This window comes from Kitasatospora sp. NPDC094028, assembly GCF_049543595.1.
GTDB lineage: Bacteria > Actinomycetota > Actinomycetes > Streptomycetales > Streptomycetaceae > Kitasatospora.
This window is the reverse complement of the sequence record NZ_JBMVFA010000024.1, coordinates 1-12,122: the sequence shown is the minus strand read 5'-3', so window position 1 is coordinate 12,122 and position 12,122 is coordinate 1. Positions and strand designations below refer to the sequence as shown.

13 protein-coding genes and 1 riboswitch are annotated in these 12,122 nt (G+C 71.9%); of the genes, 9 read left to right on the top strand and 4 right to left on the bottom strand.

Going from position 1 to position 12,122, the window contains the following annotated elements; translation table 11 throughout:
- The first annotated feature begins 21 nt into the window (after positions 1-21).
- The 3 genes from ACPC54_RS28705 (at position 22) to uraD (ending at position 1,367) form a co-directional block, all read left to right on the top strand.
- Positions 22-267: a thiamine-binding protein gene (locus tag ACPC54_RS28705; protein ID WP_498969031.1), complete on the top strand. Its 246-nt coding sequence runs from the start codon at positions 22-24 to the stop codon at positions 265-267.
- Positions 264-644: a helix-turn-helix domain-containing protein gene (locus ACPC54_RS28700; RefSeq protein WP_498968896.1), complete on the top strand. Its 381-nt coding sequence runs from the start codon at positions 264-266 to the stop codon at positions 642-644. Before ACPC54_RS28705 ends, ACPC54_RS28700 begins: the two co-directional genes overlap by 4 nt.
- A 216-nt stretch (positions 645-860) precedes the next feature.
- Positions 861-1,367 carry a 2-oxo-4-hydroxy-4-carboxy-5-ureidoimidazoline decarboxylase gene (uraD, locus tag ACPC54_RS28695; RefSeq protein ID WP_498968894.1) on the top strand — a complete coding sequence of 169 codons (507 nt, stop codon included), beginning with the start codon at positions 861-863 and terminating at the stop codon, positions 1,365-1,367.
- 61 nt (positions 1,368-1,428) lie between these two features.
- Here uraD and ACPC54_RS28690 read toward each other — a convergent pair whose 3' ends face one another.
- Complete coding sequence (locus tag ACPC54_RS28690; RefSeq protein WP_498968893.1) at positions 1,429-1,566, bottom strand: hypothetical protein; 138 nt, start codon at positions 1,564-1,566, stop codon at positions 1,429-1,431.
- On the opposite strand from ACPC54_RS28690, the gene uraH reads away from it, so the two are divergent.
- The 4 genes from uraH to ACPC54_RS28670 all read left to right on the top strand — a co-directional run bounded on the left by uraH (position 1,565) and on the right by ACPC54_RS28670 (position 6,176).
- On the top strand, positions 1,565-1,903 hold the full coding sequence (uraH, locus tag ACPC54_RS28685; RefSeq protein WP_498968892.1) for a hydroxyisourate hydrolase: 339 nt from the start codon (positions 1,565-1,567) through the stop codon (positions 1,901-1,903). The genes ACPC54_RS28690 and uraH overlap by 2 nt on opposite strands.
- A gap of 28 nt (positions 1,904-1,931) precedes the next feature.
- On the top strand, positions 1,932-2,852 hold the full coding sequence (gene pucL / locus ACPC54_RS28680; protein WP_498968890.1) for a factor-independent urate hydroxylase: 921 nt from the start codon (positions 1,932-1,934) through the stop codon (positions 2,850-2,852).
- A 382-nt stretch (positions 2,853-3,234) separates the two neighbouring features.
- Positions 3,235-4,698: a nucleobase:cation symporter-2 family protein gene (locus ACPC54_RS28675; RefSeq protein ID WP_498968889.1), complete on the top strand. Its 1,464-nt coding sequence runs from the start codon at positions 3,235-3,237 to the stop codon at positions 4,696-4,698.
- A gap of 92 nt (positions 4,699-4,790) precedes the next feature.
- Positions 4,791-6,176, top strand: coding sequence for an 8-oxoguanine deaminase (locus ACPC54_RS28670; RefSeq protein WP_498968888.1), 1,386 nt, complete (start codon positions 4,791-4,793; stop codon positions 6,174-6,176).
- Positions 6,177-6,465: 289 nt separating this feature from the next.
- Here the strand turns inward: ACPC54_RS28670 and ACPC54_RS28665 are convergent, their stop codons facing one another.
- Positions 6,466-6,852: an allophanate hydrolase-related protein gene (locus ACPC54_RS28665; protein WP_498968887.1), complete on the bottom strand. Its 387-nt coding sequence runs from the start codon at positions 6,850-6,852 to the stop codon at positions 6,466-6,468.
- A gap of 117 nt (positions 6,853-6,969) precedes the next feature.
- Complete coding sequence (aceB, locus tag ACPC54_RS28660) at positions 6,970-8,619, bottom strand: malate synthase A (protein WP_498968885.1); 1,650 nt, start codon at positions 8,617-8,619, stop codon at positions 6,970-6,972.
- 258 nt (positions 8,620-8,877) lie between these two features.
- Between aceB and ACPC54_RS28655 the strand changes: the two genes are divergently transcribed.
- Entirely contained in the window at positions 8,878-9,618 is a 741-nt protein-coding gene (locus ACPC54_RS28655) for an IclR family transcriptional regulator (protein WP_498968884.1), read from the top strand.
- 122 nt (positions 9,619-9,740) lie between these two features.
- Here ACPC54_RS28655 and ACPC54_RS28650 read toward each other — a convergent pair whose 3' ends face one another.
- Positions 9,741-10,973 (bottom strand): glycoside hydrolase family 16 protein, encoded by a 1,233-nt coding sequence (locus ACPC54_RS28650; RefSeq protein ID WP_498968883.1) that lies wholly within the window; start codon positions 10,971-10,973, stop codon positions 9,741-9,743.
- Position 10,974: 1 nt separating this feature from the next.
- Positions 10,975-11,142, bottom strand: a riboswitch (cyclic di-AMP (ydaO/yuaA leader).
- Positions 11,143-11,600: 458 nt separating this feature from the next.
- Here ACPC54_RS28650 and ACPC54_RS28645 point away from each other — a divergent pair.
- Positions 11,601-11,930: a phenolic acid decarboxylase gene (locus ACPC54_RS28645; RefSeq protein ID WP_498968881.1), complete on the top strand. Its 330-nt coding sequence runs from the start codon at positions 11,601-11,603 to the stop codon at positions 11,928-11,930.
- Positions 11,931-12,122 lie beyond the last annotated feature (192 nt).

The window sequence follows — 12,122 nt, the reverse complement described above, 5'->3', positions numbered from 1 at the left end:
TACAGTGAGCACGTGCGATTGATGGTGGAGTTCACGACAGAACCGTTCGAACTGGACACGTTCCCCGAGCACGCCGCGGCGGCCCGCAAGGTCGTCGACGAGGCCGGCCTGGACGTGGCGGTCGGCCCCTTCGGGACCGGCGCCGAGGGCGAGGCCGAGCAGGTGCTCGCCGCCGTGACCAGACTGCTCCGGGAGACCCTGGACGCCGGGGCGACCCGGATCTCCGTGCAGGTCAGCGTGCTGGGCGAGGAGGGCGGTACGCCGTGACCGAGCACGTGGAACACCCGCTCGCCGCGGCGGTCAAGCCGCTGCTGGACGCGGTCGGCGCGACGCCCGTCCCGCTGGACGAGGCGAAGGCCGAGGACGTCGTCCTGGAGTGGGAGGGCACGCCGGCCCTGGCCGTCCGGCTGCCGCACCTGAGCAGCGCGCTGGACCGGATGCTGGCCGAGATGACCCGCCAGTTCGACGGCCGCCCGCTGGCCGAGCTCGACCGGCTGGAGAAGCAGCGGGTGGTCGCGCTCCTGGAGGAGCGCGGCGCGTTCACCGTCCGACACGGGGTCGAGACGGTCGCCACGGCGCTCGGCGTCAGCCGGTTCACGGTGTACAACTATTTGAACCGCCAGGACGGCTCGAAGGCCCCCTGAGCGCCTCCGCCCACGAGCACCGGACAGGCCCGTCCCGCCGCTCCGACGATCCTGGATCGGCGGGCGGCGGGGCGCAGTTGGCGAATCGCACACGAATCGGCCCGGCAGCGGCCCCCGGTTCAAAACGTAACCACCAACCGTTCAACAAACTGTTGACCTCGGGGTGGGGCCGATCTAGCTTGTGCGGGTGGCACCACTCTTCAGGAGGTCCACCCCGTGACCAACCACCCCCACGCCCTCGACGCCCTGGCCGCGGCCGACGCCGCCAAGCTGGAGGCGATCCTGCTGGAGGTCTGCTCCAGCCCCCGCTGGGCCGCCGCCGTCGCGAAGACCCGGCCGTGGCCCGACCGCGAGAGCCTGCTCGCCGCCAACGCGGCGGCGATGGCCTCGCTGACGGTCCCCGACCTGCACGACGCGATGGCCGGCCACGCCCGGATCGGCGAGCCCAAGGCGGGCGACGCCGTCTCCGAGCGCGAACAGGCCGGCGTCCGCGGCGCGGACCGCACACTCCTCGGCGAACTGCACGAGGCCAACGCCGCCTACGAGGCCAGGTTCGGCCACGTGTTCCTGATCTGCGCGACCGGCCGCACCGCGGCCACCATGCTCGCCGCCCTGCGCGAGCGCCTGCCCAACGACGCCGCCACCGAGGCGGAGGTCGTCCGCGGCGAACTGCTCAAGATCAACGACATCCGGCTCGGACGACTGCTCGACGAGGCGCCCTGACGGTTCGTCGGATTCCCGCGGCCCGCACCGGGTCGGAGAGGTCCGGGGAGCCCGGACGTCCCTAGAGTTGACGAAGCACGCGCCCCGCGCCGCTCACCACCCGCCACGTTCCGCCCACCACGTCCCGCTTGCCATTCGCCACTTGGCGAAATTTCTGACGAAGCATCAGATTCGCGATCAGTAAGGTCACTTCACCCATGACCGACATCTCCACCCACGTGCTCGACACCAGCCTCGGCCGCCCGGCCGAAGGCGTCCCGGTCGGGCTCGCACTGCGCACCGAGGGTGGCTGGCAGGTGCTCGGCACCTCCGCCACGGACTCCGACGGCCGGGCCAAGGACCTGCCGGCCGTGGAGGCGGGCTCGGTCGTCCGGCTGCTCTTCGACACGACCGCCTACTTCGCGCTCCGGTCGTCCGAGCCGCCGTTCTTCCCCGAGGTCTCGATCGTCTTCACGGTCGCGCCCGCGCAGCACCACTACCACGTGCCCCTGCTGCTCAACCCGTTCGGATACTCGGTCTACCGCGGAAGCCAGTAGACCGGCCTGGAAGCTTAGGAGCCACGTCATGGCCCACGTGCTCGGTCAGAACCAGTACGGCAAGGCGGAGAACCGCATCGTCCGGGTCTACCGCGACTCCACCCGGCACGAGATCAAGGACCTGAACGTCTCGGTCTCCCTCCAGGGTGAGTTCGAGGACGTCCACCTCACCGGGTCGAACGCCAACTGCCTCCCCACCGACACCACCAAGAACACCGTGTACGCCTTCGCCAAGGAGTACGGCATCGAGTCGGCCGAGGCCTTCGGCATCGTCCTGGCCCGCCACTTCGTGGACGACACCGAGCGCGGCGTCGTCCACGGCGCCCGCATCCGGATCGAGGAGTACGCCTGGGACCGGATCAGGACGCCGGACAGCTCGGCCCGCTTCATCGGCTCGGAGGAGGTAGGCCACTCCTTCGTCCGCAGCGGCCAGGAGGTCCGCACCACCGAGGTCGTCTACGACGGCGAGAGCGTCCAGGTGATCTCCGGCCTGAAGGACCTCGTCGTGCTGAACTCCACCAACTCGGAGTTCTGGGGCTACATCAAGGACAAGTACACCACCCTGCAGGAGGCCTACGACCGCATCCTCGCCACCCAGGTCACCGCCCGCTGGAAGTACGGCTACAGCGGCCGCGACGGCGAGGCGCAGCCCAACTGGAACCGCTCCTACACCCACGTGCGGCGCCACCTCCTGGAGGCCTTCGCCGAGACCTACTCCTACTCGCTGCAGCAGACCCTGCACGCGATGGGCACCCGGGTCCTCAACAACCGCGCCGAGGTGGACGAGGTCCGCCTCGAACTGCCCAACAAGCACCACTTCCTGGTCGACCTGGAACCGTTCGGACTCAAGAACGACAACGAGGTCTACTACGCCGCGGACCGCATGTACGGCCTGATCGAGGGCACCGTGCACCGCGAGGGCGTCGTCCCGGTCATCCCGGTCGCCTGACGCCCGGCTCCCCCACGGAGCGGACCGGCCGCGCGGACGCCGCGCGGACGCCGCCCGGAGTCGCCGCACGTCCGGCCGACCAGGCCGGCCGCGTCCGGGCGGGCCCAGCCCGCCGCGCACCGGACACCGCTCCCGTTCCGCCGTACTCCTCAGTTCGGCCGTACTCCTCAGTTCTGCCGCGCTCCCCAGTTCTGCCGCATTCTCCTGTTTCTCCACCCCCACCCACCGGAGTTCGTGTCTGCCTCGCGGCGGCCGGCCCGGGGTGCTGGAGAGGCCGGCCGAGGGACCCTTGCACCGCCGTCCCGCCCTCGGCCTCCGCATCGTCAGCCGGTCTCCAGCGCCACGGGCGCGCCGGGAGCCACGGGCACAAGAGGGGCTCGACATGGCACCCAGCAACACCAGCAGTACCGACGGCGGTTCCACCCCGGCAAGTACCCTCGGATCTGACGATCCGTCACCTTCCATACCCGGCGGGACGTCCGGGCCCAAAACCCACCCCGTGGACGAGTTGCCGCCCCCGGTGAAGCTGTTCTCCACCGGCCTCCAGCACGTCGCCGCGATGTACGCGGGAGTCGTCGCACCCCCGCTCATCGTCGGTGCCGCGGTCGGGCTCTCGCCCGCCGAACTCGCCCTGCTCATCTCGGCCAGCCTGTTCACCGCCGGACTGGCCACCCTGCTCCAGACCCTCGGCGTCTGGAGGATCGGCGCGCGACTGCCGTTCGTGAACGGCGTCTCCTTCGCCGGAGTCGCCCCCATGGTCGCCATCGCGCACGAGCAGGGCCCGCGCAACGCCCTCCCGGTGATCTTCGGGGCGGTGATCGTCGCGGGGGCCCTGTGCTTCCTCGCGGCGCCGTACTTCTGCAAGCTCATCCGGTTCTTCCCGCCGGTCGTGCAGGGCACCGTGATCACCCTCATCGGGGTGTCCCTGCTACCGGTGGCGGTCAACTGGGCGCGCGGCGGCTCGCCGTCCGCGCCCGGCTACGGCTCCATGCGGGCCATCGGGCTCGCCGCGTTCACCCTCGCCGCGGTGGTGCTCGGCAACCGGGTGCTGCGCGGCTTCTGGCAGCAGCTGTCCCTGCTCATCGGACTGGCGGTCGGCACCCTGCTCGCCTTCCCGCTGGGCCTCGCCGACTTCGGCGCGGTCAAGGACGCGGACGTCTTCGCGCTCCCCTCCCCGTTCCACTTCGGCGCACCGCGGTTCGACGCGGCCGCGATCGTCTCGCTGTGCATCGTCATGGTGGTCTCGATGACCGAGTCCACCGCCGACATGCTGGCACTCGGCAAGATCGTCGACCGCCCGGCCGACGAACCCGTCCTCGCCGCCGGCCTGCGGGCGGACGGCCTGGCCACCGCGCTCAGCCCCGTCTTCAACGGCTTCGCGGCCAGCGCCTTCGCCCAGAACATCGGGCTGGTGGCGCTGACCCGGATCCGCAGCCGTTTCGTCGTCGCGGTCGGCGGAGGCATCCTGATCCTGCTCGGGCTCTTCCCGGTGCTCGGGTCGATCGTCTCCCTGGTGCCGCAGCCCGTCCTGGGCGGCGCCGGGATCGTGCTCTTCGGCACGGTCGCGGCCAGCGGCATCCGCACCCTCGCGGAGGCTGGCATGGAGTCCAGCGGCAACACCATCCTGGTGTCGGTCTCGCTCGGCGTCGGCATCGTGCCGATCGCCGCGCCGACCTTCTACGACTCCTTTCCGGAAGCCGTCCGCACCCTGATGCACTCCGGGATCTCGGCCGGCTGCGTGTCGGCCGTCCTGCTCAACCTGCTCTTCCACCACGTCGGAGCCACCCGCCGGTCCAGATCCGGCCGGGCCTGCGGCGAGACGGTACCGACCGTGACACCGTCCTGACCGGCCGGGAGGGGCGCGCCCCGCCACGGCGCGGCCCCGAGCCGCCGCCACCGCGCCCCTCCCGTCCGCCCATCCCCCTCAAGGAGTCCCCCATGGCAGTCCAGCCCCCGCCCGCCGACCGGCGGATCGTCATCGAGAACGCCGCGATCGCCACCGTCGACGCCGCGGACACCGAGTACGCCCGCGGCCACGTGGTCATCCTCGGCAACCGGATCGAGTCGGTCGGCGACGGCCCCGCGCCGAACTGGCTGGACAACGTCGTGCGCCGGATCAACGCCGAGGGCCACCTCGTCACCCCCGGCCTGGTCAACACCCACCACCACTTCTACCAGTGGATCACCCGCGGCCTCGCTCAGGACGCCATCCTGTTCGACTGGCTCGTCGCCCTCTACCCGACCTGGGCGCGGATCGACGAACAGCTCGTGCACGCCGCCAGCCAGGGCTCCGCCGCCGCCCTGCTCAAGTCCGGCTGCACCACCGCCTCCGACCACCACTACGTGTTCCCCGCGGACGGCGGCGACGTCCTCGGCGCCTCCATCGAGGCCGTCCGGGAGCTCGGGCTGCGCTTCACCGCGCTGCGCGGGTCCATGGACCGCAGCCGCAAGGACGGCGGGCTGCCACCGGACCACGCCGTCGAGGACCTGGACGCGATCCTCGCCGCCTCCGAAGCCGCCGTCGACCGCTACCACGACGCCTCCTTCGGCTCGATGCTGCACGTCGCGCTCGCGCCCTGCTCGCCGTTCTCCGTCTCCACCGAACTGCTGCGCCGGTCCGCCGAACTCGCCCGCCGCAAGGGCGTGCGGCTGCACACCCACGGCTCGGAGACGGCCGAGGAGGAGCAGTTCTGCAAGGAGCTGTTCGGGATGGGGCCGACCGACTACTTCGAGTCGGTGGGCTGGCTCGGCGAGGACGTCTGGATGGCGCACTGCGTGCACATGAACGATTCCGACATCGCCAAGTTCGCCGAGACCGGCACCGGCGTCGCGCACTGCCCGTCCTCCAACGCCCGGCTCGGCGCCGGGATCGCCCGGGTGCCCGCCATGCTGCGGGCCGGCGTCCCGGTCGGGCTCGGGGTGGACGGCACCGCGTCCAACGAGTCCGGCGAGCTCGGCACCGAACTGCGCAACGCGCTGCTGATCAACCGGCTGCACGGCTCCCCGGCCGCGCTCACCGGGCGGCAGGCGCTGCGGCTGGGGACCATGGGCGGCGCCCGGGTGCTCGGGCGGCAGAACGAGATCGGCTCGATCGAGGCCGGGAAGCTCGCCGACCTGGCGCTGTGGAAGGTCGACGGGGTTATGCACTCCTCGATCGCCGACCCGGTCGCCGCGCTCACCTTCGGCGCGCTGCCGCCGCTTTCGGTGCTGTTCGTGAACGGGAACGCGGTGGTGGAGAAGGGCCGGCTGACCACCGTCGACGAGGACCGGATCGCCCAGGCCTGCGCCCGCGCCGCCAGGGAGCTGGCCGCCCGGCCGGTGTGACACCCCCCGACTCCGGGACGCCCAGGGACGGTGCGTGACCCGGACTCCGTGCGGCCCTCGGGGCGCACGGAGCGCGGCCCCGAACCCACGGCGAGGGTCCGGGGCCGCGGGTGTCGGCGGTGAGGGCCGGGGTGGGTGGCGGACGGGTTTCGACGAACAGATGTCAGCGAACAACTTTCAGCCGACAGATAACAGATAACAGATGTTGAAAGTCGTCATCTGTCAGTTGTTCGTTGTTCACCGTTCGCTGTTCGCTCGCCGTTGCCGAGCCCCGCCCGTCAGCGCGGGCTCACGCCGTGCGCCCGAGGGTGGCGAGGTAGGCGCGCCAGCCGCCGTGGTGGGTGATCTCGCGGTGCACGCCGCGCTCGACCTCGCCGCGGGCCAGCAGCATCGACAGGCAGGCCGAGCCGTCCTCCAGCTCGATCACGCCGAGCTCCAGCTCACGCGGTTCGCCGGGCAGGATGACGTCCCGCAGGCGCTCCAGACTGATGTCGTACAGCTCGCCCTCGATGGCGGTGTCGGCGGCGGCGTCGCGCAGGAGCCCCGGGCACACGTCGTCGATGGAGAAGAACCGGTATCCGGGCGCGGTGCGGGCCGGCCCGACCAGCGCGTCCGCGACCTTGGCGTGGAAGGGTCCGCCGACCATCGCCTGACCATTGAAGAAGATCCTTGCCATGTTCCAACTCCTTTGCCGGACAACGGAAAAAGACCGTTCCGCACGGCGACGAGGCCGGGCGGACTCGTCGCCGTGCGGAACGGGCCAGGTGGTTCACGGGCCGTGCCCGGGGTGGGGTCAGCCCAGCAGGGGCAGCGCGGGGAGGGTCAGGAAGTCCACGAACTCCTCGGCCAGCGCGACCTGTTCGAAGAGCCGCGCGGCCTCCGCCCAGCGCCCGGCGGCGTAGGCCTCCTCGCCCGACTCGGCCCGCAGCTCCGCGAGTTCGGTGGCGACCAGGGTGCGGACGAGCTCCGCGGTGACCTTCTCGCCGGTGTCGGCGAGCACCACGCCGTTGTGGATCCACTGCCAGATCTGGGAGCGGGAGATCTCGGCGGTGGCGGCGTCCTCCATCATGTGGAAGATCGCGACGGCGCCGAGGCCGCGCAGCCACGCCTCGATGTAGCGGATGCCGACCTGGACGGCGTTGTGCAGCCCGACGCGGGTGCAGCTGCCGCCGGCGCCCGCGATGTCCAGGAGCTGGGCGGGCGTGACGGGTTCGGCCGGCCCGGGGTTGTCCTTCTGGTGGGGCCGCTCGCCGAGCACGGCGTCAAAGCAGGCGCGGGCGACCGGGACGAGGTCCGGGTGGGCGACCCAGGAGCCGTCGAAGCCGTTGCCGGCCTCGCGCTCCTTGTCGGCCGTGACCTTCTCCAGGGCGGCGGCGTTGACCTCCGGGTCCTTGCGGCTGGGGATGAACGCGGCCATGCCGCCGATCGCGTGGGCGCCGCGCCGGTGGCAGGTGCGCACCAGCAGCCGGGTGTAGGCGGCCATGAACGGGGAGGCCATGGTGAGGCCGTTGCGGTCGGGGAGGATGTAGTGCTCGCCGGCGTCGCGGAAGTTCTTGACGATCGAGAACAGGTAGTCCCAGCGCCCGGCGTTGAGGCCGGCCGCGTGTTCACGCAGTTCGTAGAGGATCTCGTCCATCTCGAAGGCGGCGGTGATGGTCTCGATCAGCACGGTGGCGCGGACGGTGCCGTGCGGGATGCCGAGTTCGGCCTGGGCGTGGGTGAAGACGTCGTTCCAGAGCCGGGCTTCGAGGTGGCTCTCGGTCTTCGGCAGGTAGAAGTAGGGGCCGGAGTTGGGGTCGTCGGCGCCCTTGGCGATGAGCCGCGCGGCGTTGTGGAAGAAGTACAGGCCGAAGTCGACGAAGGCGCCGGCGACCGGGGTGCCGTCGACGAGCAGATGGTTCTCGTCGAGGTGCCAGCCGCGCGGGCGGACGACGACGGTGGCGAGTTCGGCGGCGGGCTTGAGGGTGTAGGCCTTGCCGGCGGGGCTGGTGAAGTCGATCCGGCCCTCGAAGGCGTCGATCAGGTTGACCTGTCCGCCGACGACGTTCTCCCAGGTGGGGGAGCTGGCGTCCTCGAAGTCGGCGAGCCAGATCCTGGCGCCGGAGTTGAGGGCGTTGACGACCATCTTGCGGTCGGTGGGGCCGGTGATCTCGACCCGGCGGTCCTGGAGGGCGCGCGGCGTCTCGGCGACCGTCCAGTCGCCGGCCCGGATGTCGGCGGTGTCGGGGAGGAAGTCCAGGGTGCCGGCGGCGGCGATCTCGGCGCGCCGGGCCCTGCGCCGGGCCAGCAGTTCCTGCCGGCGCCCCTCGAAGGCGCGATGGAGGCCGACGACGAAGGCGATCGCCTCCGCGGTGAGCACCTCCTCCGCCCGGTGGACGCGCGGACCGGCGACAGTGACGACCGGAGCGGCGGGAGAGGCGCCGGGTCCCTGATCTGCAGCCATGGGCAGGACACTCCTAAGACGGTTGAGCCTGGCGAAGGGAGTTCCGGTGGGAGCCCCCTCGGGGAGATTCCTTGATCGGAGCCCGCCTGTCGGCGAGTTCGATTCTGTAAGGTGGACACTAGTTTCCGCGATACAGAATTTCAACGGTTTGTTGAAAGATCGCCGGGACTCTACTCCGCCCCGACAGCGAAGGGAACGCCGGTGGCCCGGACCTCCGACCCAGCATCGACGACAGGCCCAGACCGCGCGAGCGGCGGCGTGCAGTCCGTCGAGCGCGCCTTCGCCCTCCTGGAGGCACTGGCCGACTCCGGCGGCGTGGCCACGCTCAGCGAACTCTCCACGACGTCCGGCCTCCCGATGCCCACCATCCACCGACTGGTTCGTACCCTCGTCCAACAGGGCTATGTCCGCCAGGACACCGCGCGCCGCTACACCCTCGGCCCCCGGCTGATCCGCCTCGGCGAGACCGCCGGCCGGCTGCTCGGCAGCTGGGCCCGCCCGTACCTGGCCGAACTCATGGAGGCCACCGGCGAGACCGCCAATCTGGCGGTGCTGGAGGGCGGCGAGGTGGTGTACGTCGGGCAGGTGCAGTCGCGGCGCTCGATGCGGATGTTCACCGAGGTCGGCCGGCGCGTCCAGCCGCACTGCACCGGCGTCGGCAAGGCGCTGCTCGCCCAGCTCCCCGAGGACGAGGCGCGCGCCGTCCTCGGCCCCAACCCCCTTCCCGCGCACACCGAGTTCACCGTCACCGACCCGCAGGAACTGATCCGCCAGCTCGCCGAGGCGCGCGAGCGCGGCTACGTCGTCGACGACCAGGAGCAGGAGATCGGCGTCCGCTGCATCGCCCTCGCCGTCCCCGGCGCGCCGACGCCCACCGCCCTGTCCGTCTCCGGCCCGGAGGCCCGCGTCCGGGCCCTGGAGGAGCAGACCGGCGCCGCCTCGCTGGTGCCGGTGATGCAGCGGATCGCGACCAGGCTGGGCCAGGTCCTCGCCCCCTGACCGCGGCGGGGGGCGGAACGCAAGAACCGGCAGCCGTTCCGACCACGTGGTGGTCGGGACGACTGCCGGTTCCCGAGAGCGGCTGGCTCGCAGGCCACGGGCTACGGGCTACTTGGTGGTGGTCACCGGTACACGCGCACGTAGTCGGCGGCGAAGGTGATCGGGGCGGTCCCCTGCGGCGCGGGGTGGTACTTCCCGGCCGACACCGACAGGTTGAGGATCAGGTACGCGGACCAGTTGGCGCCGACGCCCTTGCCGTCCGAGAAGACCTTGACGCCGTTGACGTACCAGTCCACCGAGTTCGCGCCGTAGTAGGTGCCGATGGTGACCCACTGGTCCTTCGCGACGCTCTTGGCGTCGGTCAGGTAGTCGGGGCTGCTCGGGTTGACGTGGTTGGTCAGTTCGAGCAGGTTCGGGTGGTCGGGGTGGTACTCGAAGGAGTCGATCTCCCCGTGCGCGCCGCTGGTGCCGTTCCAGGTCCACAGCGCCGGCCAGGCGCCGGTGCCGGCCGGGAGCTTGACCCGGGTCTCGGCGTAGTCGCCGGTCTTCACCTGGAAGCCCTGGCTGGAGAACTCGGTGGTGAGCAGGCCGGTGTCCCAGGACTGCTTGCCGTTCTCCAGGGTGTGGCTGCCCGGCGTGGCGGTGAAGGTGGCGACGCCGTTCGCGACCGTGACCTTGCTCTGGTCGATCCAGTCGAGCTTGTTGTCGTTCGGGTTGTGGGTCTTGTAGTGGTACGAGCTGCTCTGGTCGCCGGTCCAGCGGGAGCCGTACGCGATCGGGCCGTTGAACTCCTCGTCGAAGGCCATCGACTTGCCGGCGATCGGGGCGGCCTGGGCCGGCGGGGTGGTCGGCGTGGTCGGCTTCGGGGCCGGGGTGGGCGCCGGCGTCGCGGTGGTCGAGACCACCAGCTTCTGCGAGGCCAGGTTGTGCCAGGCGCCGGCGCTGTCCTGCCAGAAGCCGAACTGGGTGTACGTGCCGGCCGGCAGGCTGCGGGCGGCACTGGTGAAGGTCGTGCCGCCCGGGCATATCTGCACGTTGGAGGCGTTGCCGGGGAAGTCGAGGTTGGTGCCCTTCGCGTCGCGCACGCCCACGCCCACGGTCTTCGCGGTGAAGCAGGCCGAGGAGTGGAGGGTGAGCGAGGCGGTGGTGGCCTTGCCCGCGACCATGGCGGCCGGCGCGAGCCGGTCCTGGGTGACGGTCGGGGCGGTCGCCGCCTGGGCGCCGGTGGCGGCCGGCAGGCCGAGCAGGGCGGCGCCGCTCATGGCGAGTGCCCCGGTCGCGGCGACGGCGGTGTTGCGGGCGCGGTGGGACGGGCGGGCGTGGCGCGGCGCACGGCGCCGGGCAGGCAGCTGCATGGGATGTCCTCTGCGACGCCTGCGAGGTGAGCTGTCGGGTTCGGGCTGAGGACGCCCGGCCGCCGGATACGACGGCTTCACCCCAAGCCGCGGCGCGCACGCGGGAGCGCACGGCCGGGCACTGACCTTGGTTCCCCCGCTCCCGTCCACTGTGATGCTCGAGTTACCCGCCGGCGGGTGGACGGGACTCGGCGTCCCGGCGGCGGGGTCCGCGACGGCGGACGACCGTTGCAGGCTAGGCGGGCCGTCCGTGAACGGACAACTCCCCCGGGCCGCTTGTCGCGCAGTTCACACTGGTGTCGATCAACGACGCTGTGTGGCGGCCGAGTTGATCATTCCCGCCGGTCCGCCGGGGCGGCGCGGGCGGCGGCCCGGAAACGGCGCCCGGATCCGCGCCGGAACCGGGCCGGAACCGGGCCGGAACCTGGCGCCGTCCACCGCCGCGCCGTGGGCCCGGTCGGATAAATTGGAGTCCTGGCACTTCCGCACTGCACAAGAGCCCGCCCGGCAAGACACCCGAGCAAGACCCCCGAGCAAGACCCCGCTGAACCGGACCACCGCACCAGACCACCGCGCGCTGCGTCGCGAGCACCGCACGAGAGCGCCGTACCGAGGAGCCGCCGCACCATGACCGCGTCCCTGCCCGCCTTCGCCGGCCGCACCTACGTCTTCCAGGTCGACAACGGCGCTGCGTTCCGCAACACCTACTCGGCCGACGGCACGCGGCTGCGCTGGGAGGGCCTCGGCGAGTCGGCGGGCCAGTGGGAGGACGTGCGGCTGCACGTCGCCGAGGTCGCGCCGGAGATCTACTTCGTCAGCTGGACGGAGCAGAGCGGGATCACCGTCAGCCACGTCATGGACCTCAACCGGCTGACGGTCCGGGCGTTCTGGACCTTCGAGGGCGAGGGCGGCCGGGTCGGCCAGCTGCACACCGGCACGCTGGAGCGGGTCGCCTGACCCGGCCGGGGGGGGGGGGGGGGGGGGGGGGGGGGGGGGGGGGGGGGGGGGCGGGGGGGGGGGGGGGGGGGGGGGGGGGGGGGGGGGGGGGGGGGGGGGGGGCGGGCCGGCGCGGACGGTCGGTCAGAGCGCGCGGAGTCCATGGATGACCTCCTGGAGGATGCGCTCGTCGGGGAGCAGGGCGGGCGGGAC

What these genes read in the sequence shown, in the direction of transcription:
- ACPC54_RS28665 (WP_498968887.1), bottom strand. Translation starts at nt 6,852, where the DNA reads ATGGCAAGGATCTTCTTCAATGGTCAGGCGATGGTCGGCGGACCCTTC.
- ACPC54_RS28670 (WP_498968888.1), top strand. Translation starts at nt 4,791, where the DNA reads ATGGCAGTCCAGCCCCCGCCCGCCGACCGGCGGATCGTCATCGAGAAC.
- ACPC54_RS28645 (WP_498968881.1), top strand. Translation starts at nt 11,601, where the DNA reads ATGACCGCGTCCCTGCCCGCCTTCGCCGGCCGCACCTACGTCTTCCAG.
- ACPC54_RS28690 (WP_498968893.1), bottom strand. Translation starts at nt 1,566, where the DNA reads ATGGGTGAAGTGACCTTACTGATCGCGAATCTGATGCTTCGTCAGAAA.
- uraH (WP_498968892.1), top strand. Translation starts at nt 1,565, where the DNA reads ATGACCGACATCTCCACCCACGTGCTCGACACCAGCCTCGGCCGCCCG.
- ACPC54_RS28705 (WP_498969031.1), top strand. Translation starts at nt 22, where the DNA reads ATGGTGGAGTTCACGACAGAACCGTTCGAACTGGACACGTTCCCCGAG.
- ACPC54_RS28675 (WP_498968889.1), top strand. Translation starts at nt 3,235, where the DNA reads ATGGCACCCAGCAACACCAGCAGTACCGACGGCGGTTCCACCCCGGCA.
- ACPC54_RS28650 (WP_498968883.1), bottom strand. Translation starts at nt 10,973, where the DNA reads ATGCAGCTGCCTGCCCGGCGCCGTGCGCCGCGCCACGCCCGCCCGTCC.
- aceB (WP_498968885.1), bottom strand. Translation starts at nt 8,619, where the DNA reads ATGGCTGCAGATCAGGGACCCGGCGCCTCTCCCGCCGCTCCGGTCGTC.
- pucL (WP_498968890.1), top strand. Translation starts at nt 1,932, where the DNA reads ATGGCCCACGTGCTCGGTCAGAACCAGTACGGCAAGGCGGAGAACCGC.